Origin of the sequence: Trichocoleus sp. DQ-A2, assembly GCF_039961915.1 — a bacterium.
GTDB lineage: Bacteria > Cyanobacteriota > Cyanobacteriia > Cyanobacteriales > FACHB-T130 > FACHB-T130.
Map to the genome: position 1 here is coordinate 226,381 of NZ_JAMPKD010000010.1, position 22,967 is coordinate 249,347.

A 22,967-nucleotide genomic window follows, 5' to 3' on the forward strand; every position below is an offset into this window, starting at 1 on the left:
CAAAATTAATGAAACTCATAAAGTAGTATACAAAAGTCAAATGCCCTCCGAGCGCTGACTCGGTGAGCTAGAGAGTTTAGAGGCGATCGCCTAAAATATTTTTGACAAGTTGTCGGTAAATGCGTCCTAAAACCGACATCCAAGGTAGGGAGATTTTTAACTCAACTTTTCCCTAACCAGATTCTGAGCAAGTAGCTTTAAATTTATTAATTACAGGGGTTGACTCCCCAAACTCGTCTTAGAAGCTCGAAGGAGCCTTGAAGATGGCTCTCCTTCACTCTATAGGGAAGGGGCTGGAGGTTGGGTCTGTATTGGACTCAACTGCAAACCGTTATCGTTGCTCAATCTTCGTCTTTCCTGTTCATCCTCCCATTCTTAACCATCCAAACACATCCCCTACCGTTAGCCGCAGTTCTGTTAACAAGTCTGGAACAGGTAGCACGTCGAATGCTTCCGGCAACAATTCCGGTTGCTGTCCGCGAGGATAAACTAGCACGGAGCGTTCGTCTGGATCGAGTAGCCAGCCTAATTTGCTACCGTGTTTGAGGCAGTGCAGGATATTTCCGGTTACTTTGGTTTGACTTTGTTCTGGAGAGAGAACTTCAATTGTCCAATCTGGAGCAGCCTGAAATACATTGGCAATATCTCCATTTTCATCAAGAGGGATTCTATCCCAAGCAAACACCGCCACATCTGGCACGATTGACCGTCCGCCGAAGGTACACCGCAATTCCGGAAAAGCTAGGGCAATTCGCTTAGCCTCGACCACCTCATTAATAACAGTGACTAGCTTTCCCTGTAACTTGCTGTGCTTCCCTTGCGGCATTGGCTTTTGGATGCTTTGACCCTTGCTGTATTCGCTGGCTGGCTTAGTTTCTGGCAGCTTCAGAAACTCCTCTAGAGTCAAGGTTTTAGGAGGTGTATGTACCATAAGCGCTCGCATAAATGCCGCTACTATTACCCTACTCGTGCAGTTTCACTCCTCGAATTGACAAATCCAACAACTCTACCGGATGCATGATCGGAATTGTCTTCTCTTGAAGTTCTAAATGCTTGCTAATTTGGATCGTACAACCGGGATTTGCCGAAGCAATTAATTCAGCACCCGTATTCAGAAGATTTTCAACTTTTTGCTTACCCAATTCTCCAGCAACTTCAGGTTGCAGCATATTGTAAACCCCAGCACTGCCACAACATAACGCTGCATCCATCGGTTCTCGAAGTTGAACGCCTGGAATTTGGCGCAATAATTGGCGCGGTTGGACGCTAATTTTTTGCCCGTGCAATAAATGACAGGCATCTTGATAAACCAAAGTCAATGGTTGATCGGAAAGTGGGGAAAGTTTCGCCGTTATTCCGGCTTCGTATAGAAACTCTTGAGCGTCTTTTACTTTAGCGGCAAATTTTACGGCTTTCTCTTGATAATCGGGGTCATCTTGTAGCAGGTGTCCGTATTCTTTTAAAGTATGACCGCAACCAGCAGCATTGATGATGATGGCATCAACGTTTGTACCTTCAAAACTATCAATCATTTGGCGCGCGATCGCTTTTGCTTGTTCTTCCTGTCCTTGGTGATGTGGCAATGCAGCACAACACCCCTGAGCCTTTGGAATCACGACTTCACAGCCATTGGCAGTTAATACCCGTACCGTTGCTTCATTGACCTTTGAGAAGAATAGACGTTGCACGCAGCCCAAAATAACGCCCACTCGATAGCGTTTCTCACCCTCAGCCGAAATCACCTCTGGTAGGGTATCTACAAAGGTTCTGGGAGTAATTTCTTGCAGATTTGATTCCATCGCTGCTAAGCGGGGAGAAAGGCGTTGGAGTAATCCAGTCGAACGAACTAATTTCTGCAAGCCTAATTTCTGATAGACCATCAGAGGCGCTAGCAAAACCCGCAACCGATTAGGATAAGGAAATAGGGAAAAAATTAGTTTTCGATACAACTTGTCTGGCAAACTGCGCGAATAATTGCGTTCAATTTGGGGACGCATGGCAGTAATTAACTTGTCATACTGCACGCCAGAAGGACAGGTTGTGACACAGGCAAGACATCCTAAACAAGAGTCAAAATGCTGTACTGTTGCAGTATTTAGAGAAATCTCACCTTTATTGATAGCATCCATGAGATAAATTCTGCCTCTAGGAGAATCCATCTCTTTGCCAATCACCCGATAGCTGGGACAAGTAGATAGACAAAAACCGCAGTGAACGCAGCTATCAATTAACTTGGGATTGGGGGGATGATCGTTATCAAATCCGTTAATATTAATCGGGTTTGAGTCATCTAAATTTGTTAAAGAATTTTCTGATGTTTGCATGGATGAGTTTAATCTTCCCTACTTTTTAGACGGTGTTTTCTGCGATGAAAGCGCTTTGTTCACATTCCACCGATAAACCGACTTGGACTTAAAATATTTTCTGGATCAAATTGCGTTTTGATTTTCTGCATTAAATCCAGAGCGTTGCCGGTATAACCCCAGACATCTAGTTGCTGCTTCAAAGAGATCGGCGCTTCTAGAATTGTCAGAAACCCGCCGTGAGATTCACAGAGCGATCGCATCTGTTGTAAAAACGCGATCGCTGTTGTTTCAACAACGTCACTATTGCACCGCAATAGTCCCAACCCACTTCCAGCATGGATCAGACACATCACCGATGGGACGTAGATTTGCAGATGAGCCAAAATGGTCGCGGCGGCAGCTGGTAATACTCCTATTTTGCAAGCGATCGCTGCCTCTGTGTGGGATGCCCACATTTGTTCTTGTAACTTCTGCCATAACTCAGCCTCATCGGCATCTGAATACAAGACACCCTGTAAACCGAGATGTTGCCCCACTTCCAACCATCGAGCGCACTGTTCCTTCACGCTCGGCGATACACTTTGAAAGCGAGCGATCGCACCAATGCCCTCCCCTAACCCTAAACTAGCCACAATTTGAGTGGATAGCAGGTCAACAGCCGTGGGCGTTAAGGCTGAAGCGAGCAACGTTTTGGTGGCTGCGGCAATTTTTTCGGCTGTGCCAGTCAGCACTACGGTTGCAGATGCCTCAGGCAGGGGATAAACCCGAAACGTCACTTGACTGATAATCCCTAACGTTCCAAAAGAGCCGGTAAATAGCTTCATCATGTCGTAACCGGCAACATTTTTTACCACCCGACCCCCAGCTTTGGCAATCTGACCATCGCTGCGGACGAAAGAAAGACCCAGTAGCATATCCCTCACCCCACCATAGCGTTGTCGCAAAGAACCGCCCCCAGCAGTCGCAACAATACCACCAACCGTGGCGTCTTTTGGATAGGCTGGATCGAGGGCGAAAAATTGACCTTGTTGCGCTAGAATCTTTTGCAGTTCGGCAAATTTCATGCCTGCTTCGACCGTAACGGTTAAATCGCCAACCGCATGAGCGATTAAGCGATTCAGACGTTCGGTACTGACAACCAAATTGACCCCATCGACTAATCCGCCCCAACCTAGTTTGCTAGCGCTGCCACAGGGTAAGATGCCCCACCGATGCTGGTAGGCATAAGCCATAACCTGAGCGAGTTCTTCCTCGGTGCGGGGAGAAACAATGCAATCAAGGGTCGTTCCTGGTGCAATTGCTTGAGAGATTTGTGCTTTTCGAGTGGCTTCTATCTGTTCCCACGGCACAATACCAGAGCTGGGGAGGAGACTTTCAAGTTTTTGGGCTACGCTATTCATTGCTTAAAAAAACATCTGTGCGATCGCACTCAGGTGGACATGAACACTAGCAAAACATAAGCACGGTACGCAAGTAACACTCAGTTCTCGACGTAACATCATTTAATTATTTAGTTATAAATTTATTTCTTTATATCTCAAGATAGATGCAGCACTTCATACTGGTATTTGTGGGGTCTATTTCTCTCTTTAGACAGGTTTAATTGAATGGTTCGACGAAAGAATATACCGGCATTACAGCAAGCAAGAAGGGCAGGGACAACCCGATCTTACGATAGGGAAAGCTTGCTAAATCGAATTACAACCCGAATTCGCCAATCTTTAGAGCTACAAGAGATTTTGGCGACAACAGCGCGGGAAATTCGCTCATTTTTAGACATGGATCGGGTCAAAATTTACCGATTTCACCCAGATGCCAGTGGCGAAGTAATTGCCGAATCTATAAATGGCGATTGTTTACCCTCTATGATGGGGCTGCGGTTTCCAGCGGAGGACATTCCGCCCAATGCTCGTGAGTTGTTTGTCAAAGTCCGCCAGCGAGTCATTGTCGATGTCATTTCTAGGCAGAAAACTCAAGAACAGTTAGATTGCCTATCAACCGGCAAAAATTTAGTAACTAGAGACATCCGCTATTCCCCAGTCGATCCTTGCCACGTCGAATATCTGACAACGATGGGGGTGAGTGCTTCTCTCGCCGTGCCAATCCTACATCAAAACAGCTTGTGGGGGTTGTTGGTGTGTCACCACGCATCCCGGCGCAAATTTAGCGAACAAGAATTACAAATTGTTCAACTGCTCGTGGATCAGGTGTCGATTGCGATCGCGCAGTCCAATCTTCTTCAAACCGCACGCGAACAAGCTCAGCATGAATCAACAATCAACCAAATCAGTAGTCTACTCCACTCTCCGCTAAAAATTTCAGAAATTCGGCAGACCGTTTTAGAAGAAACCGTTAGCGCCTTACACGGTGCTGCTGGCAGATTGTACATTACAGCAGATACAACAGGTCAGCCTGCTCAACTTTATACGACTGGCGAGCAGCCACTCCAAGCTTGGATTGAAGAAACTCCTTTTTGGCAACAAATTATCTCCGGGAAACCGAACAGCGTCGGTATCCCAGACAGTCCTTCTGAAAACAAATCCAAAGATAACAATCAAGATTTCAGTCATCAGAATCTCATCAATCACGCTTCTAACTCTTGGTTTTTGCAGTCGGAATTTAATCCTCAAAATCATTCCCTTGAGTCTTCGCGTCACAGCTACGGAGTAGCTAGGGAAATATCAAATCTTAAAAGTCAAAATTTTCTCTACACCATCCCCGATTTATATCAAGAACCACAACTAAAATATGCAGTCCCTGCTTTTGAGCCAACGCCCATTCACTCTATTCTGATCGTGCCTCTCAGTTATCATCAGCAATGCGTGGGGTGTCTTACCATCTTCCGGCATGAGATGAATACAGAAACCCTATGGGCAGGTCGTCAGAATCCCGACGAACGGAATGTCCGCCCCCGCCAGTCATTTGAAGCATGGCGAGAAATCACCCAAGGACAGGCTAAAGAGTGGACACAAGAAGAACTCAAGCTGGCTCAATCGGTGGGAATCCACCTCTACATGGCAGTAATGCAAAGGCGAGTAGAGGATACAATCCGACATCAGGCGTCTCATGACCTCTTAACGGGTTTGCCCAACCGGCTGTTATTCAATGACCGACTCTCTCTAGCGCTGGCAAGTACTCATCTGAATTGCGGCGATATGCTGGCAGTGGTGTTTCTCGACCTGGATGGCTTCAAAACGATTAACGACACGCTTGGTCATGCCGTAGGCGATCTACTGCTGCAATGTGCAGCTCGACGCCTCACAGATTGCCTGCGAGAAACCGACATTGTTGCCCGTTGGGGTGGGGATGAATTCACCATTATGCTCTCCCCCATCACTTGTTTGGACGATGTCACCAAGATTGCGACAAGAATTCTGGGTGCCCTAAACGTTCCTTTTCATTTTGAAGATGTAGAGACTTATCACGATACCTCTTTACACATCAAAGCGAGTTTGGGGATTGCTTTAGCTCCTTATGATGGGGAAGACGCAGAAACGCTGTTAAAAAACGCCGATGCTGCGATGTACAGAGCCAAGCAACAAGGGCGCAATAATTATCAGCTATATACACCAGCCCTAGGGGCAAAAGCACTGGAACGGCTGAAATTAGAAAACCGACTTTACAAAGCCTTAGAACGTGAGGAATTTCTGTTGCACTACCAGCCGCAGGTAGACTTAAAAACAGGTCAAATCGTGGGCATGGAAGCGCTGATTCGCTGGCAATCTCCCGAACTAGGCTTAATTCCTCCTTATCAATTTATTCCTCTGGCAGAAGAAACGGGTTTGATCTCTCCGATTGGAGAATGGGTTTTGCGGACAGCGTGCAGGCAAAATCGTCTTTGGCAATCACTTGGAGTGCCGCCAATCCGGATTGCCGTGAATCTTTCAGGGCGTCAAGTTCAGCAACCCACTTTAGTAAAAGTTGTTGAGCAAATTCTAGCTGAAACTGAGTTGGAACCTCGTTATCTGGAACTCGAAATTACTGAGAGTATTGCAATGCAAGATGTGGAATGGACAATTTCTGTGTTGCAGAAGTTGCAGGAACTGGAAATTCACATTTCAATGGATGATTTTGGGACGGGTTATTCTTCACTGAGCTATCTAAAACACTTTCCGCTCAATACGCTAAAAATTGACCGCTCATTTATTCGCGATCTCATGACGAATACTCATGATGCTGCGATTATTAAGGCAGTTATGGCACTGGGTCATGGACTCAATTTAAAAGTGATTGCTGAGGGTGTTGAAACAGTAGAACAATTGGATTTTTTGTACTCAGTTCAGTGTGATGGTTTGCAGGGTTATCTGTTTAGTCCCCCGGTTCCGGCGGAAGCGGCAACAGAGATCCTTAAATCTAAAAGGTTAAAAAATCAAAGTTAGAGATTCTCAGTTTGTAGGACGGGGCGATGCTCTCAATGATTCTGGTGTACTCTAACGCGAAGAGCTGCGTCTAGCAGTATCCCTTGACGCGATCGCGTCCCTCTCTTTTCGCTTGATATAGTGCGTCATCGGCTGCTGCAATCAGCGCTGCCGGTGAAGACGTTAAACTGGGAACTATGCTGGCGACACCCAGACTCAGCGTGACGTAGGGGCTAACTGGAGAGTGGACGTGGACAATCTCTAAGCTTTTGACCATTGAACGGATCGACTCGGCGATGTAATTGGCACCCGCAGAGGGAGTGTTGGGCAAAATTAAGGCAAACTCCTCGCCTCCATAACGGGCAACTAAATCGGTTGAGCGCTTTAGCATCAACCGAATCGCACCAGCAACCTGTCGCAAACAGCTATCTCCAGCTTGATGACCGTAGGTATCGTTGTAAATTTTAAAACAGTCGATATCGCAGAAAATTAGCGATATTGGCGCTTGTTCTCGTCCCAGCCGCCGCCACTCTTGGGCAAGATATTCGTCAAACCTGCGCCGATTTGCCACCTGAGTTAAGCCATCCAGAGAAGCGATACACTGCAACTCCCGGTTGGCTTCCTCCAGCTGTTTAAAGAGGGAAGACTGCTGAATTGCGATCGCTAACCCGACGGACAATTGTTGCAACAACTTAATTTCATAAGGCTCCCAGTGACGAGATCCAGAGCATTGATGGACGCAGAGTATCCCCCACAAATGAATTTTGGCGGCTGGATTGGATAAAGAGGGACGGAGTGGGGCGGGACTGTTGCTATTCGATTCATTATTCGCTTCTCGGTTGCCTCCCTGTTCCCGAATCAAGATTGGCACCATCAAATTTGCCCGAATTCCTGCCCCTGCGAGTAACTTCACGTAACTCGCAGGCAGATCCGCTTGGTAAATATCATCCACCGCTGACACATACCCGGTGGTTTGAAATTTTTGGATATATTCCGCCTCAAAGCAGGGGTCATACAGCGAGACATCCAGAATCGATTCACAACCGGGTGCGACAGATTCGACAACAAAGCAGGCACCGCGAGCATCGAGCCGATAAAGAGCAACTCGTTCGGCTGGCAGAAAGTTTCGCACCTCTGCAACCGCTGTGTTAAGGATTTCGTTTAAATGCAACGATTGGCGGATGCGCCCTTGTATTCTTCCCAGCAAGCGCTCTCGCTCAATAGAAGAGCGTAATGCCTCCTCAGTTCGCGTCCGTTCTGTAATGTCAAGAAAACTCCAAACCCTGCCAATGATTTGTTCGCCGAGTCGGTACGGTGTGGAGTAGCGCTCAAAGATTTTCCCATTTTTTAATTCCAGAATGTCGTATGCCTTAGCTTCTGGTTGCCTGGAAAGTTCCCAAACCAGCTTTAGAAAGGCTTCCGGCTCTTTCAACTGGTCTTTAAGAAAGACGATTTGTTCGTTAGCGCGAGGCGAGCCGATTAGGTCTTCGGGAACCTCCCACATCTGAAGAAACTTCTGATTGTAGCTGACAATATCTCCTTCTAGGCTGACTGCAACAATGCCGTCAGCAGTTGATTCAAGCGTGGCGCGCAGCAGAGAAAGCGATTTCTCAACTTTTTCCTCTGCGGTTTTACGCTCTGTAATCTCAATGTAAGCGATCGCAACGCCATAATCTTTGAGAGGAATGGGAATCGCAGTGACGTTAAGCCAGGTGATTTCATCCTGGTCATTTACAATCCCGATTTCTCGATTTTCAATCACTTGATTTTCTTTTAACGCCCGAACGCTAGCAAATTCTTCCGGTGGCATCGAGCTACCATCCGGTCGAACGATTCGCCATTCTTTGCTGTCGCACCTTCTATTTTTATGGTTTTCAATAGATAACTTTAGAATTCTTTCTGAAGCTTGGTTGGCTTCAACAATATTGCCGTTATTATCGGTGATAGAAATGCCAATTGGGAAGCATTGAAAAAGAATTTTATATTTTTCTTGACTTTCTCTTAACTCAGCTTCTGCTTGCTGGCGTTGGCTAATATCGCACGAAACAGCGATAATTTCTTGCACTGCTCCCGTATCCGGATGGCGGATAGTTCGGAGCGTAGTTTTAAACCAAATGTAATAACCTTGCCGATGACGAATTCGGTAGCTAACTGTGTTGATGTCTGGAAAATTTAGTTGAGTTGGATGTTCTCTTAAAGCAACCGTGTCATTCTGAGCAAATTCCTCTATCAGGACTAAATCTTGCGGGTGGCAAAATTCAAGCACCGAGCGTCCCAGAAGTTCATCCGGCTTATACCCCAGTAAAATACTGCATACAGGTGAAACGTAGAGGTAAACACCTTCCGGAGTATGAGTGGAAATCATGTCGGTGCAGTCTGATGCCAGCAATCGGTCACGAGTTTCCCGCTTAGACAATTCTAAGTTTGAATCGCCGAAGAAGTTTTCCGGTTTTGGGTTATGGCGATCGCTAACGACTGGCATCAGACTGGTTGGCGTCATGATTCCGACCAGTTGACCGGATTCATCCTCTACAATCAACAGATGGCGAATCTGATGGTGGTAAAATAGTCGGCTGATGGTTTGAATATCTTGTACTTGGGATTCGTTCAGGGTAATCAGCGGCTGGTTCATTAGTGCAGCGATCGCTACACCTTTAATGTCTCTACCTAGAGCCGTGACTCGAACCAAATCCCGTTCTGTAAAAATCCCGATGGGGGTTTGTTTCGCTAGTTGTGTTGGTTTTTCCGCTGTTACCTGCTCATTTACCACGATGACACAGCTAGCCCGCGCCCGACTCATCAATGCGATCGCTTCTGTGGCTAGCGTGTCAGGAGTTACCGTCAGAGGGTTGCGATCAATTGCTTGATGGAGTGGTAAAGCGTAAGGGTGGAGCATAGAGAACACATCATTAGTTTCTTTAATAGAATTAACCATTCTTATTAATTATTTTAAATTTTAATTGAACGAAGCGGAACCGTTTGCTGGGTAATGTGGTAGGCAGTAAGCATAGATGTGGCGATTGAATCGCATCTGAGTAAACGACTATGGCTTTACAGATAGCTTTTTAAGCAATGAAACAATTGTATTTTGTAATAAAAAAACCAGCTAGCTAAAAATTCTCACCAAATAAAGGGCTGAAGGCATTAACATTCTTTATCAACTTTCCTGCCAAACCCGGACAAGACAGCAATTAACTTATAAAAAAAATCTGAAATCTGCTGCCAAGGGTGCCTTAAAACAGAATGGTATTTCCTCAAAGGTTAACCCGATCCGTCGCATTGCCAACGCTAGTTAGTCAAAAATCTTCGCTCTACCACTGAAAAGCTAGCTATGTTCGTGCCTACGAACCCCTTTGGCTCATGTCTCTTAGAGAATTAATTCCAGCAGCCAGCACAAAAAGTCAACCGATCTAGAACAATCCTATTTGAGTTGTGAGATGCTAGCAGTTCAAATCCCCAGCTTCTCCTTCAAACTCAGGAATCTCGCCTTTCTCGAATCCTTCAGGACTGCTTTAATTAAGTTTAGATTTTTTTTCTTGAAACAGGTCGAAAAGTATTCGCTGGCTTTTATCCTCAACAATCAAAAATTTTATCAAATCTCCCTTTTGGCCTTATTTTTTCGCCTTAGCATAATTTTCAAAAAACTTTGTATTTATTGGAACAAAATACTCGTTAATGCTAAACGCCTATAACCTTTCACGAAGTAAACCATAAAAACTTAAAATTAATAAAATTATTTTTTTAGTTTACTAAACTTATTAATATATTGTAGTTGTTGTCTTGTTTGAAAAAACGATCTAGTTTAAACAGAGGTACTCAGCCCTGGGCTTGGTAAATTAAACGAAGGCGCATTGCTGAATGCCAACAGCTAAACACATATCCAAATCTAGAAAATTTAAAAATCCTAAAATGTTTGACTTTCTTAATCCAATCCTAGGGCGTCATCCAGAACGTAACAAAGCCAACGTTGAAATCTATACTTGGCAAACTTGCCCCTTTTGCATCAGAGCCAAGATGTTGCTCTGGTGGAAGGGCGTCAACTTTACTGAGTATAAAATTGATGGTGATGAGGCAGCCAGAGCAAAGATGGCTGAACGTGCCAACGGGCGTCGAAGCGTGCCGCAGATTTTTATCAATGAGCAGCACATTGGTGGGAGCGATGACCTCTATCAACTGAATACAGGCGGACAATTAGACCCCTTACTGGCTCAACCCGCCGTTCAAGGCTAGAATCAGCCAATACAGGTGAATTTCGTTTGTATAGTCGGTACGGGCACAAGCGCATGGCTATTGAAATTCCGCCACCGGAAATTGAGGACTCTGCTTACCTAGTTCACCGACAATGGATGATTCGAGCGCTGGAACTTGCCGAGAAGGCGGGTGATGCTGGGGAAGTGCCAGTGGGAGCAGTAATTGTGAGTGCAGATGGTAACTTGATTGCAGAGGGTGAAAATCGCAAAGAACGTGACAAAGACCCGACTGCCCACGCCGAAATTTTAGCTCTTAGAGCTGCTGGGCAAGCAATGCAGGACTGGCACCTTAACGAATGCACGCTCTACGTCACCTTAGAACCTTGCCCCATGTGCGCTGGTGCGATCGCGCTAGCACGTCTGCGACTTCTCGTTTACGGTGTGGACGATCCAAAAACTGGCGCGATTCGTACCGTTGCCAATATTCCAGATAGCGCTTGCTCTAACCACCGCTTGCCGGTCATAAGTGGTATCTTAGAGTCTGCCTGCCGCCAACATCTGCAATCTTGGTTTGCCCAACGGCGCTTAAAAAGTCAAAAGTAAAAAGGCAAAAGGCAAAACAAAAAAATTGCTCTTATTTATGTTTACTTTTACTCTGCTAATGACAGCATGAGAACTGTCCTTCTACTACAAGACAGATGCCGTAATCATACATAAGCTGGAATTATGGATGCTGTGAGAAGTTTTATTCGTGATGACTCAGCCCGACCCCTCTGAACAAACGATAGAGACACCAAAACCTGTCAAGGTAGTTCCTATTACTTCCCGTGTTTTACCTTGGCTAGCTTCCTTAGGCTATAAGGTGACGAAATATCTTGTCATTCCCTTTTACTTTGGTAAAGCCGAAGTCACCGGACAAGAAAATATCCCCGCTACCGGGCCGGTGATCCTAGCTCCTACTCATCGCTCTCGCTGGGATGCGTTTGTCGTGCCTCATGCGGCTGGACAACCTGTGACGGGTCGTGACCTGCGGTTTATGGTGTCAGCGGATGAAATGAAAGGGTGGCAAGGCTGGTTTATCAGCCGCATGGGAGGGTTCCCAGTAGATACCCGAAATCCGGGAGTTGGCACTTTTCGTCATGGCGTCGAAGTTCTCCGCCAGGGAGAAGTGCTGGTCATCTTCCCGGAAGGCGGCATCTACCAGGATACGCAAGTTCACCCCCTCAAGACGGGTTTGGCGCGCATTGCCTTGCAAGTGGAATCCAGCCAACCAGAATTGGATGTCAAAATTGTGCCGATTAGCGTCCGTTACGGCAGCCCGGTGCCGCATTGGGGATGCGGTATAAAAGTTAACATTGGTGAGCCGATCTCAGTCGCGAATTATTGCAGCAATACGCCAAAACAAAGTGCGAAAAAACTAACCGCCGATTTAGAAGCGGCGCTTAAACAGATAGATGGATGCGAAGTAGAAGAGGCGGATACGCTCTCTACTGCTCCCCCTTTAAATGAAGTATCGGGCGCTCAGTCATCGTTTTAACCTTTCTATAGAAATTCTCATTCATTCGCAAACAAGAGCTTTTAGGGAATCAATAATGGGAGACGGCTCATTACTCACGACCATTACCGCTATTTCTATATATCCAGCAACATACTCTGATTGCCGATAAAAGACTGAGTAGGGGCACAGCAGTGCCCCTACTCAGATGCCCAAGGTTAATTCCCAGCTGTTCAAAGTTCCTGTATCCATCTGGGCATAATCCACGACCCACAACTGCCAGATGCCTGCTACGGGTTTGTTGAGAAGTTGCTGGAGTGCGGGTGTATTTTGCAGCGTGTAGGTGGCTTGCAATTGAGTTGTAGAACCCAGAGTGCGACCTTGCAACAGCACCGTAATTCCGTTCGGACTCCTCACGCTAACCTCGATGTCGCCTAAAAACTGGTGTTGAATGTTGACGCTGACTTGGATATCTCGTAAGGGACTGGCGTAAGTTACGTTAATTGGGCTGGTAACGCCTTGGGAGTTGTAGTCGGGAATGGGGACGAGGTTGTCGTTGCGTCCGTGCAAGGCTTGCGAGGCTTGCGAAGGTTGGACGCGCTGCTGTTGAGCAGCTTGAACAGCTTTAAAAGCATTGACTTTGCCATAGCCGAACCACTGAGAGAAACCGTTTGCATCGTAACTGCCCAATCGAAAAGTCAATTGGGGGTCGGGGTCGGGGTCAACGACTTTGTCAGCGGTTTGTTGCAGAATTTGCCTAACTTCTGTTGCAGTTAAATCGGGATTAGCTGACAGAATGAGGGCAGCAACGCCTGCGACCACGGGACAAGCACTAGAGGTGCCGCCAAAGTCACTGGTGAAGTTGCTGCTGTCGTAGCCAGCGGCTCCGAGTCGGTCAGTGGTAAAGATGCCCAATCCAGGCAGCAATGCTCTGACTTCGGGGGCGGTACTGACATAGCCGGTTTGTTCAAACCACATTCCCGGCGGGGCATTGTTGCTGGGGGCACAGACAGAGACGTTGGTTCCCCAGTTACTGTAGGCAGATTTTTTGTTGAGGCTGGTACAAGCAGAAACTGCGATCGCATCTGGATGAACGGTGAAACCGCCTAGCCACTGGGTAGGGCCTTTTAACAGGTTATTAGGCCATCCCTGCTCGTTAATCGTGCCACTGATGGGACGATTTGCATTCCCGGCAGCAAAGACGATGACACATCCTTTACCGTCTCGTCCTTGGGTCGCGGCACGAGTTAGGGCGGCGCGTTGCCGCAGGGACAGGGGAAAGTAGACGGCTGCTGGCCCCCAGCTACAGGAAATGACCGCAGCACCGTTGTTGGTAGCCCAGTCAAAGAGTTGTTCGATGGTTTCGTCATCTAGATAGCCGGTGGTGCGGAGGGGCATCAGGGCACAGCCTGGGGCGACTCCTACAATGCCGGTGCCGGTTTCTTCTGCGACTGCAACCCCAGCACAGGCGGTTCCGTGGTTTTCATTGTCGTCTCCAGGTAGCGGCAAGAAGTCTTGTTCTTTGAAGTCTTTAGGAGCAACAATTTTGCCGGTTCCCTGAAAATCTGGGTGGTTGAGGTCAAAGCCATCATCTGCCACTGCGACAACGATGGAACGGATGCCTTTGGTGATATCCCAGGCTTTCTCAACCGAAATGTGAGAACCGGCTGCTATCTGAGATCCGCCAAGGTTGTTGAGATACCATTGCTTGGGATAGAGGGAATCTTTGGGCCGGTAGTGCTTTTCTTGTCGAACAACGATATTGGGTTCGGCGGTAAGTACCTCTTTTCGCCCCATTAAGCGGTTGGCAATTTTAATGGGATTTTCCCGTGCTTGCGGACTGACCTCGAAGACGAAGGTGTTGGGAATACCGCTAACGGGTCGCAGCAATTGTAAGCCAAATAAGGATGCGATCGCTCTTTGGGTTTCTTCATCCACCGATGGGGCAAATTGAATTGTCACCTGATCCGTTAGATAAACTAACGTCTGCGGATTCTCTTTAAGTTTATAGACATGACTGGCAAAGGCGACATCCTCAGATTCTCTTGCCGCCTGCATGGCTTCGTCTCGCTGGGATGGGTCAACAATGAATTCTTGTAGGGGAGGAGTCATCCCGCTTCTACCGGGGATTTCCTGGTGTGCTTGGGCGGGAATCGTTTGCGCCAACTCCTCAGATGCAGCGTCGGGGGTAGTGGGGCGAACCGTGAAGCGATCGCTCACTTTCTCCAACGCCAGTTCTTCACCCCCCCGCTGTAAAATACGACCGACGCTTTCTTCTGGCACACTACCCGCAGATTGGTCATTGCTCATTGGTAAACAGCTAAGTTTTAAGTTTTTATTTTTATTCTCTATAGCAATTCTATTCTTTTTGTAACATCATAGTTTCTCTTGATTCTTCTTTTCTGTTTTATCAATATTGTATTTTTAATCCTAATGGAATTTTTAGATTTCTTGACAATTATTGCAAATTACTTTAGTACCTGCTAACAAGTTTTACTAAAATCAAAGAATCGGTAGTTCAACTAAAAAACAGGTGATTTTGGATTCGCTTTCCACTTTAATTGTTCCTCCTAAATAAGCTACCATTTTTTGAACCAATGCCAGTCCTAGACCAGTTCCGCCATGCTTCCACGGGTCATTACTTGGAATGCGGTAGAACTTATCAAAGATTCGGGGAATTTCATCTGTAGGAATTTCGATTCCAGAATTAGTCACTTCGAGCTGAAGCTTTTCTGATTTAGCATGGACAGCTACCTTAATTTTTTCTCCTTGCGGAGTATATTTACAAGCATTATTCAGCAGCTCGGTGAGGATGCGTGCTAAACAGAATGGATCGGAGATTAGAATCGGCAGTTCTTCGGGAATCTCTACTTGTAAGATTTGCTTGTGTTTGTGGGTTCGCTGTTCAAAAGGTTCTACGATATGGGGAATCCAGTCTTGTAGATGAATCGCTGTTTTTTCTAAAGGATGCGCCTCTGCATTGAGTTGCTGTAAGTGGAGTAGATCGTTAATCAGATTAATCTCTCGGTCACACTCATTATTTAACAGCTCAAAATAGCAATAACCTGGGTGTCTCTCCGCACTTTTATTAGCGATTTCATCCCGCCAATTGCAGGTTTCTTCCATAATCACTTCCAACATCTGAATTGCCATTTTCATGTTGGATACGGGGGTGCGTAACTCATGAGAAACCGTACTCAAAAAATCATCTTTGAGAAAATTGAGTTTTTCTAATTCCTCAACTTGAGCCAGCGAAGCTTGGTAAAGTCGGGCTTGGCGAATTGCGATCGCGCATTGATTAGCAACCTGCTGTAATAAGCGAATCTCTAGTTCGTTAAAAATATATTCCCGATCGTTTAATAACCACAGATCGCCCAAAACCCCTTGGTCATCAAAAATCGGACAAGCTAAAACTGAAAATTCACCGGAAACCGGCTGAATTGGGTTAGGGCCTATTTTGCAAAATTGTAAATGCTTTCCTTGCAATAGTTGGGAGTAAATCGCCGGATTACTTGCCATTTGGATTTCGCTTCCCTCAGATGAAGGCATGGAAAGCGTGTACTCATAGCAAACCGTGGAAGTAGCCCCATTAATGTCATACAACGCCGTATCGCAGTATGTAACTCCCAGCACTTGTGCTAATTCTTGCACGGCTGTTTGCAAAATTTGGCTCTCATCAAGGCTGTCACGCACTTTATCAGTAATTCGTTTGAGCATCGCTTCAAATTTGAGAGCTTGCTGCAACTGGCTGGTGCGTTCCTGTACCTGGTGTTCGAGGTTTGTGTTGAGCCGCTGCACCTGTTGGTAAAGTTCAGATTGTTGAATCGCGATCGCTACCTGAATTGCCAACGAACTGAGGAAATCAATCTCCCACGGTTGCCAGTGCCGAGGTTGCGAACAGTGATGAGCAATCAACAGCCCCCATAACTGAGTGCTATCCGTGCTAAGGGCTATTTGGGAACTGAGCGAAGATTCCTCCCGGCTCTCCGGGTCCCTTTCCTCAGCCCTGTTTTGCAGGATGGGCACCACCAAATTAGCTTTGACTTGAAACTGAGACATTAAATCGATGTAACACTGTTTCAAGCCAGCGTTGTAAATATCCTCCGTAGCTCGGATACGACCCTGTTTGTAGGGCTTGACATAGTTTTCAGCAAAGCACGGATCTACAATGGTTTTCCCTAAGATAGGAGTCCAGCGCTCATCTACAGATTCCACCTCCACCATGCCACTCCAATCTGGATTGAAGCGATAAATTACCACTCGATCGGTCTGAAGAAATTGCCGCACCTCGCTGGCTGTAGTATTAAGAATTTCCTCTAGATTCAGAGATTGGCGGATGCGCTCCAGCATCGCTCCCATTAGCCGTTGTCGCTGATTTTGCTGCCGTAATTCTTCCGCTGCTCGACTCGCTTGCAGGAGACGACGCATCCGTTGGCGCAGCACTGCCCAGTGAACCGGCTTAGTCACGTAATCGGTAGCACCTGCCTCAAACGCCTGATTGACAGATTCTCGGTCATCAAGACTGGTAATGATTAAAACAGGTGTGCGATCGCCTTGAGGAAGTGATTTTAACTGGCGACAACAACTAAAGCCATCCAGAATCGGCATCAACGCATCTAGCAACACAATATCTGGATGTAGGCTGATGTAAGCAGCTAATCCTTCCTCTCCATCACTTGCCTCTGCCACTGTGTAGCCTTCGTGTTCAATCATGGCGCGCAGCTGCATCCGCGTGAATTTGTCATCGTCAACAATCAGGACGAGGTAGGAATCTGGTTCGGTGCAAGTAATATTCATTGCTGACTTGATTGTGCTTCCATCTGCAAAGCCGTTTTCACTTTTTCATACTCTGTTTCAATCTGTACAACAATTTTGGATGCACCCGCAATTTCTCCAGTCCGGCTCATCGCTTCTAGCTGTTTACACAAAGTAGCCAGTTGTACTGCCCCAAGAGCGGCACTGCTGGCTTTCAAAGTATGAGATGCTTGCCTGAGCGCGATCACATCTTGGTTACTCACTGCTGTCTCCATTGCTTGCAGCAGTTTGGGAGCATCTTCTAAATAGCAATGAATCAATTGAGTCAATAAATTTGAGGCTTTCCCTCCCACTGTTTTAGCAAATGCTTCCAGGATCTTCGCATCAATAGGAGTACTGAATGATAATGTTACATCGCTACCCTGTCCGCACTCAGTATTCAGTGAAGTAGTGGCTTCGCCCTCTCTTTTTTTGACTTCCCCAATCCCCGACTTCCCTGCACCTTTGTACCCCTGCACCTCAGTGCCCCTGTACCTCAGCAAAGCCTGAACTAACTCTTCCTTCCGGAGCGGCTTGCTGATATAGTCGTCCATGCCAGCTTCCAGACACGTTTCGCGATCGCCTTGCATGACATTCGCCGTCATGGCAATAATCCAAGGTTTTGCGCTCCCATCGGTTGCCAATTCTTTTTGGCAGATGTTACGACTCGTCTCTAAACCGTCCATTTCTGGCATCTGCACATCCAGCAGCAGCAGATCGTAGGGTTGACCCCGCAAAGATTCCAGCACTTCTAACCCATTGTTAACAACATCGGCTCGATACCCCAACTGTTGAAGTATGTGCAAAGCAACCTTCTGGTTCACCCGATTGTCTTCGGCGACAAGAATTCGGAGGGGAAGACTTTCGGCAAAGGGGAGCTGAAACTCAGGGAAAGTAAAGGGTGCGCGATGCACCTTGATCGGCTCTCGTACCAACAGATCGCTCAAGGTATTGTAAAGCTGAGATTGTTTAATCGGCTTATTCAGGAAGGTTGCAAATTTTACTCGATCTAACTGTTTCCCCCCCGGTTCCTTGCCAAACGTTGTCAACATCACCACGGGTAATGCTTGAGCGTTCGGTAAGGAGCGAATTTCTGTCGCTAGGCTCAAGGCGTCCATCCCTAAAATTTGCCTATCGAGAATCACCATATCAAAACGCTCTCCTTGCCGAAGCCAGTTTAAAGCCTGGGCACCCGATTCAGTTGCCTTCGTCATCATTCCCCATGATTGGGTTTGCAAAATCAAAATCTGGCGGCTAGTAACGTTGGCATCCACAATTAATAGCCGTTTTCCAGCTAACTGCGGCTGAACAGCATCGAGTTCAACAAGTGGACACCCAGGAAAATCTTGGACGACGATCGTGAAATAAAAGGTGGAGCCGCGTCCCACTTCGCTTTCAACCCACATCTGACCCGCCATCATTTCACTCAAGCGTTTGCTAATTACCAGTCCCAAGCCGGTTCCCCCATATTGACGGGCGGTAGAGACATCAACCTGGCTAAACGACTTAAATAAACGATTGATTCGGTCTGAAGGAATCCCAATTCCGGTATCTTTGACGGAAAATTGGATTTCGTAATAGGTTTTAGGGAATGAATCAGGGGCAATGGATGATTGGTTTTCTTGCCGGTGACTAATTGCTGATTCCTGATTAACCATTACTTCTGTTGCTGTCACCGAAACCACGACTTCCCCAGCAGAAGTAAATTTAATTGCATTACTTAGCAAGTTCACCAGAATTTGGCGCAGTCTAATTTCATCTCCTAGCACGATGCTAGGTGTTCCTGTCTCGATTCGGTAAGCAAGTTCTAAGCCTTTTTCACAAGCATGGGGAGTGAGTAAATCTAAGGCAGCTTCAATGCAATCTAACAAGTTTAAAGGGTGTTCTTCTAATTCCAGCTTGCCGGACTCGATTTTTGAAAAGTCGAGAATGTCGTTAATAATTTTTAGTAAGGACTCGCCACTGCTACTGATGATCTCGACAAACTTTCGTTGCTGGAACGTTAGTTCTGTATCCAATAGCAAGCTTGCCATCCCAATGACTCCGTTCATCGGAGTGCGGATTTCATGGCTCATCATCGCCAGAAATTCGCTTTTAGATCGCGTTGCTTCCAGTGCTGCCATCCGTAGAGCGACTTCAGCTTGTACGGCTTTCTGAGCGGAGAGTCGCAGTTCCAATTCATCAATGACGATGGCGGCTAAGTCTTTGAGAGTTGCCTTTTCTGCTTCGGTCACTTGACGGGGTTGAGAGTCGATTACACAAATAGTGCCTAAGTTGAAACCATCGCGTGTCTGCAAGGGAGCCGCCGCGTAAAAGCGAAGTCCAAATTCCCCAGCTACTAAGGAATTTACAAACGTGCGGGGGTCTACTTTGGCATCCAGAACGGTGTAAACGTCTTCTTGCAAAATCGCACTGGCACACAGTCCGGGTTCGCGTCCAATTTGCTGAACTTCTAGCCCATGATGGGATTTAAACCAGATCCGGTCGTGGTCAACGATGCTAATAATGGAAATCGGGACATTAAAAAACCGGGCAGCTAGAGCTGTAATTCGGTCGAAGGCTCCATCTGGAGGTGTGTCAAGAATGTCGTAGCGACGCACTGCGGCGAGTCGGTCAGCTTCGTTATCGGGAATCATTGTTATATCAACTATCAATGGATTGTCTGGCTGACATACCTGGAGGTAGACACCACTTTCATCCTTCTCTACATTCTTGCGGTTATGTCAATTTATAATTTTTGTTTTTAGAATTGCTCGGAAACTGGCAACCCAGCCGATGCTAATTCCTGTTTGAAGGCTTGAGTTGCTGTTAATCCACAAGTAGCGCGTTTGAGCCTATTGTTAAATTACAGGAGGGATTGGAATGTGGCATGAATAGCGATCGCTTTAAAAACGACTGCATTAAGACCCCACAGTATCACTACTTTAACAAGTTCTACGGTCGTTACTTTCCCTTTCTCTATCTAGGGGAGTACAGGATGAATAAGGTGTGTTTCCGGGTATACAACCGTCAGTAACAAAAGAGCGATCGCTATTTTGTTGTGTCAACTGAATCTGAAGCCAAGTTCGGCAATGCTTTGTTAAAGTTGGTTACAGATTGCCGAAATAGCCACTCGTTTTGAAAAACTATCCAATGACTATTAGCAAAAACTTCTACATTTCCAAAGAAGATTACCTAGAGGGAGAGCGAGTCAGTCCTATCAAACATGAGTATAGGCGAGGGCAAGTTTATGCAATGGTAGGGGCAAAGAAGCCTCATATTATTATTGCTGGCAACTTAGTTACTTTGTTCAATAATCACCTTGAACACGCCCCCTGCATTGTTCTTTCTTCAGATATTAAAGTCAGGCTTGAGTCAGCAGACTGCTATTACTATCCCGATGTTGCAGTAACTTGCGATGAGCGGGATACAAACTCTACAGATGACTTCATCCTCTATCCCATCTTGGTCATTGAAGTGCTATCTCCCTCAACAGCAGCTTTTGATAGAGGAGAGAAATTTGCTGACTATCAAACGTCGCCATCTTTACGAGAATATGTGTTAATTCATCAATCTCAGATGAGTGTCGAGTGTTTTCGCCTTTCCGATTCAGGCAATTGGGTTTCTCAAATCTACCGCCAAGGAGATGAAGTTTACTTTGCAAGTATCGATTTTCGCTGCGATATTGCCTCCATCTATCGAAAAGTCCCTGGACTTCAGAATGCTGATGCGTGAATATGATAGCGATCGCTATCTTGTCCCAACCGATTCTGAAACTAAGTTGGTGGAAACAATTAAAGTAAAGACCATGCAGGTTAGGTTGTTGCAGGAAACCCAACATTTGCAAAGGTTCGATAGGTAACGCTTACCCTCTACTGGAGGCGAATCAGGCTAATGATTAAGGGAGAAATCTACTCTCCGACAACATTATAAGTAGCGATCGTTGTGCCAACGGCATCTAAAACTAAGTTTCGCAAGGCTTTATTGAAGTTGATTTACAGCTTGCCGAAATCGAAATACATATTGCATTCTCCTGCTACTCTGCGTCTTGCCAGCCTTCAATAGTAGCCACCAAAATATTAACCAATGGGTGGTCAATTACCTCTTTAAACGCCTCAGTCCCTCCTACCTTAAGAGCGTTAATAACCCGTGCTTTGAGTGGTGGGTTTCTCTCGATTCGATCAGCCGCCTCAGCTACAACCGCCATTTTTTCGGCATTTGTTGAGGTTGGGTAGGCCTGCGACAGTTGCTCTAAGAGTTGCTGAATCTCTGCTGCTGCCTCTACAAGGTTTTGTCTCTGCTCTGGTGCATAATTGTATTGTTTGTTGATAGACTGCTGGCGACTGCCACTTTGAGCCGAGTCAACCTGACTACCAATCTGGGCACCGCGTTGATCATACTTAGATTTGTAAGCTTCTGACATAGATTCACTCGTTGCTACAGCTCTCGCTTCAATATTGATGGATCTGCTAGCCAACAGCTTAGCAATTTCCTCTAGACCAGCATAGTGCTGACGGAAGTCTGCTAGTTGTTGATTCCGAGCTTCGAGCTGGGCTTTTAGCTCATACTCCCGTTTCAGGTACTTCTCAATTTCTGCCTTATCCGCAGTGGCTGGGATATTTACCCGGATGATAAAGGCATCATTCTTGTTCTCAAAAGATTGTATCGATATCTCATCACTGCCACTCACAATTCTGAGCTTTAAGAATGACGCAAGGAATGCTTGCCAATCAATTCCATCCAGAAATACTAAGTCAACCGTCTTCAGAGCCTTTTGGAATAGTTTAGTAAACTCTCTTGGTGCAAAGTCTCGGCTAATAGGACGACGTTCCTGTTGATTATTCTGTAGATAAACATAGTCACAGATAACATTGTTGAGGTTTGTATCCCTATTAATATTCCAATCTTCTAAACAAATTCCAGTAAACTTTGCGTAAGTGAAGTTTGTTGATAAAGCTTGGGTTCTAGTAAGATTTGCTCCTCTAAGGTCAGTTCTACTTAAATCGGCACCCATGAGGTTAGCCTCACTAAGATCAGCTTCTTTCAAACTAACTCCAAAGAGACTAGCATCACTCAGGTCAAACCCTCTGAGGTTAGCCTCACTAAGGTCAGCCCTACCGAGGTTAAACTTGAATACAAAATTGCTTGGATAACCCTTCGGCAGATGAATACCCTCACTATTAAATTTAACCCTAGCAAACTTAGTTCTATTTAACTGTGTTCCAGTAAAATCGGTAAAATCGATACCAGCTCCACTCAGATTAGCATTGCTCAGATTAGCTTTAGTTAGATTGGTTCCATTAATGAGTGCCCCACTCAGGTCAGCATTGCTTAGATTAGCTTTAGTCAGGTCAGCATCGTTTAGGTTAGCTCCACTAAGGTTCGCCCTGCTCAAGTTTGCTCCTCTAAAATCAATCTCACTAAGATTCGCTCTACTTAAGTTAGCGCCCTCAAGGTTAATTTTATTTAAATTAGTTGGTAAAAATTTAGCATCACGAGTAGAGACATAAGAATTAGAATTACCGACATTAATTCCTCTGAATTCAGCTTCCCGTATATACCATATGTGAACAATGTTTCCACTAAAGTCAGCTATTATGTCAGAGTTTTCATTTTTCCACTTATTCCAAACTTCTACTCCTTGTTTAACTAGAGCAAGATGTTCCTCATTAGCCATATATCATATGTCTCCAAGCTTTATCATTAGTTGCAGCATAACCTACTTTGTTATATAAGTGCTTATGTAAAATAAATTACACATAATAAAAAGTAGAATAAGCTAAAACAAAAGTCAAGAAAACAAGAGACTTATGAGATTTATTAGAGATTTAAGCCGAGAAACTCA

13 protein-coding genes are annotated in these 22,967 nt (G+C 45.9%); 5 read left to right on the forward strand and 8 right to left on the reverse strand.

From position 1 onward, the window contains the following. Positions 1-361: 361 nt before the first annotated feature. From NC997_RS12495 to NC997_RS12505, 3 genes are read right to left on the reverse strand one after another with little or no spacing between them, the layout of a single operon-like run. The gene (locus NC997_RS12495; protein WP_190525751.1) at positions 362-931 is read right to left on the reverse strand and encodes a Uma2 family endonuclease; all 570 of its coding nucleotides are present in this window, start codon (positions 929-931) and stop codon (positions 362-364) included. Between the two features lie 31 nt (positions 932-962). After that, complete coding sequence (locus NC997_RS12500; protein WP_190525753.1) at positions 963-2,324, reverse strand: heterodisulfide reductase-related iron-sulfur binding cluster; 1,362 nt, start codon at positions 2,322-2,324, stop codon at positions 963-965. Between the two features lie 59 nt (positions 2,325-2,383). Next, positions 2,384-3,706 (reverse strand): FAD-binding oxidoreductase, encoded by a 1,323-nt coding sequence (locus NC997_RS12505; RefSeq protein ID WP_190525755.1) that lies wholly within the window; start codon positions 3,704-3,706, stop codon positions 2,384-2,386. 207 nt (positions 3,707-3,913) lie between these two features. On the opposite strand from NC997_RS12505, the gene NC997_RS12510 reads away from it, so the two are divergent. Then, on the forward strand, positions 3,914-6,685 hold the full coding sequence (locus NC997_RS12510) for an EAL domain-containing protein (protein WP_190525756.1): 2,772 nt from the start codon (positions 3,914-3,916) through the stop codon (positions 6,683-6,685). A 70-nt stretch (positions 6,686-6,755) separates the two neighbouring features. Here the strand turns inward: NC997_RS12510 and NC997_RS12515 are convergent, their stop codons facing one another. Next, positions 6,756-9,599 (reverse strand): diguanylate cyclase, encoded by a 2,844-nt coding sequence (locus NC997_RS12515; protein ID WP_348257785.1) that lies wholly within the window; start codon positions 9,597-9,599, stop codon positions 6,756-6,758. Positions 9,600-10,573: 974 nt separating this feature from the next. Between NC997_RS12515 and grxC the strand changes: the two genes are divergently transcribed. The 3 genes from grxC to NC997_RS12530 all read left to right on the forward strand — a co-directional run bounded on the left by grxC (position 10,574) and on the right by NC997_RS12530 (position 12,391). Continuing rightward, positions 10,574-10,894, forward strand: a complete 321-nt coding sequence (gene grxC, locus NC997_RS12520; protein ID WP_190415551.1) for a glutaredoxin 3 — start codon at positions 10,574-10,576, stop codon at positions 10,892-10,894. 53 nt (positions 10,895-10,947) lie between these two features. Beyond that, positions 10,948-11,457: a tRNA adenosine(34) deaminase TadA gene (gene tadA / locus NC997_RS12525; protein WP_190525761.1), complete on the forward strand. Its 510-nt coding sequence runs from the start codon at positions 10,948-10,950 to the stop codon at positions 11,455-11,457. 151 nt (positions 11,458-11,608) lie between these two features. Then, the gene (locus tag NC997_RS12530) at positions 11,609-12,391 is read left to right on the forward strand and encodes a 1-acyl-sn-glycerol-3-phosphate acyltransferase (protein ID WP_190525763.1); all 783 of its coding nucleotides are present in this window, start codon (positions 11,609-11,611) and stop codon (positions 12,389-12,391) included. Positions 12,392-12,553: 162 nt separating this feature from the next. On the opposite strand, the gene NC997_RS12535 is transcribed toward NC997_RS12530, so the two are convergent. The 3 genes from NC997_RS12535 to NC997_RS12545 all read right to left on the reverse strand — a co-directional run bounded on the left by NC997_RS12535 (position 12,554) and on the right by NC997_RS12545 (position 19,779). Continuing rightward, on the reverse strand, positions 12,554-14,659 hold the full coding sequence (locus NC997_RS12535) for a S8 family serine peptidase (RefSeq protein ID WP_190525766.1): 2,106 nt from the start codon (positions 14,657-14,659) through the stop codon (positions 12,554-12,556). Positions 14,660-14,851: 192 nt separating this feature from the next. Next, the gene (locus NC997_RS12540) at positions 14,852-17,146 is read right to left on the reverse strand and encodes a GAF domain-containing protein (RefSeq protein ID WP_190525768.1); all 2,295 of its coding nucleotides are present in this window, start codon (positions 17,144-17,146) and stop codon (positions 14,852-14,854) included. After that, positions 17,143-19,779: a response regulator gene (locus NC997_RS12545; RefSeq protein ID WP_190525770.1), complete on the reverse strand. Its 2,637-nt coding sequence runs from the start codon at positions 19,777-19,779 to the stop codon at positions 17,143-17,145. The genes NC997_RS12540 and NC997_RS12545 overlap by 4 nt, the downstream gene beginning before the upstream one ends. A 496-nt stretch (positions 19,780-20,275) precedes the next feature. Between NC997_RS12545 and NC997_RS12550 the strand changes: the two genes are divergently transcribed. Continuing rightward, a complete protein-coding gene (locus tag NC997_RS12550) occupies positions 20,276-20,857 on the forward strand; it encodes a Uma2 family endonuclease (protein WP_190525772.1) in 582 nt (193 codons plus the stop codon). Between the two features lie 301 nt (positions 20,858-21,158). Here NC997_RS12550 and NC997_RS12555 read toward each other — a convergent pair whose 3' ends face one another. After that, the gene (locus NC997_RS12555; RefSeq protein ID WP_190525774.1) at positions 21,159-22,799 is read right to left on the reverse strand and encodes a pentapeptide repeat-containing protein; all 1,641 of its coding nucleotides are present in this window, start codon (positions 22,797-22,799) and stop codon (positions 21,159-21,161) included. Positions 22,800-22,967 lie beyond the last annotated feature (168 nt).

What these genes read in the sequence shown, in the direction of transcription:
- NC997_RS12540 (WP_190525768.1), bottom strand. Translation starts at nt 17,146, where the DNA reads ATGAATATTACTTGCACCGAACCAGATTCCTACCTCGTCCTGATTGTT.
- NC997_RS12535 (WP_190525766.1), bottom strand. Translation starts at nt 14,659, where the DNA reads ATGAGCAATGACCAATCTGCGGGTAGTGTGCCAGAAGAAAGCGTCGGT.
- NC997_RS12530 (WP_190525763.1), top strand. Translation starts at nt 11,609, where the DNA reads ATGACTCAGCCCGACCCCTCTGAACAAACGATAGAGACACCAAAACCT.
- NC997_RS12495 (WP_190525751.1), bottom strand. Translation starts at nt 931, where the DNA reads ATGGTACATACACCTCCTAAAACCTTGACTCTAGAGGAGTTTCTGAAG.
- NC997_RS12550 (WP_190525772.1), top strand. Translation starts at nt 20,276, where the DNA reads ATGACTATTAGCAAAAACTTCTACATTTCCAAAGAAGATTACCTAGAG.
- NC997_RS12555 (WP_190525774.1), bottom strand. Translation starts at nt 22,799, where the DNA reads ATGGCTAATGAGGAACATCTTGCTCTAGTTAAACAAGGAGTAGAAGTT.
- NC997_RS12515 (WP_348257785.1), bottom strand. Translation starts at nt 9,599, where the DNA reads ATGGTTAATTCTATTAAAGAAACTAATGATGTGTTCTCTATGCTCCAC.
- NC997_RS12505 (WP_190525755.1), bottom strand. Translation starts at nt 3,706, where the DNA reads ATGAATAGCGTAGCCCAAAAACTTGAAAGTCTCCTCCCCAGCTCTGGT.
- grxC (WP_190415551.1), top strand. Translation starts at nt 10,574, where the DNA reads ATGTTTGACTTTCTTAATCCAATCCTAGGGCGTCATCCAGAACGTAAC.
- NC997_RS12545 (WP_190525770.1), bottom strand. Translation starts at nt 19,779, where the DNA reads ATGATTCCCGATAACGAAGCTGACCGACTCGCCGCAGTGCGTCGCTAC.
- tadA (WP_190525761.1), top strand. Translation starts at nt 10,948, where the DNA reads ATGGCTATTGAAATTCCGCCACCGGAAATTGAGGACTCTGCTTACCTA.
- NC997_RS12510 (WP_190525756.1), top strand. Translation starts at nt 3,914, where the DNA reads ATGGTTCGACGAAAGAATATACCGGCATTACAGCAAGCAAGAAGGGCA.
- NC997_RS12500 (WP_190525753.1), bottom strand. Translation starts at nt 2,324, where the DNA reads ATGCAAACATCAGAAAATTCTTTAACAAATTTAGATGACTCAAACCCG.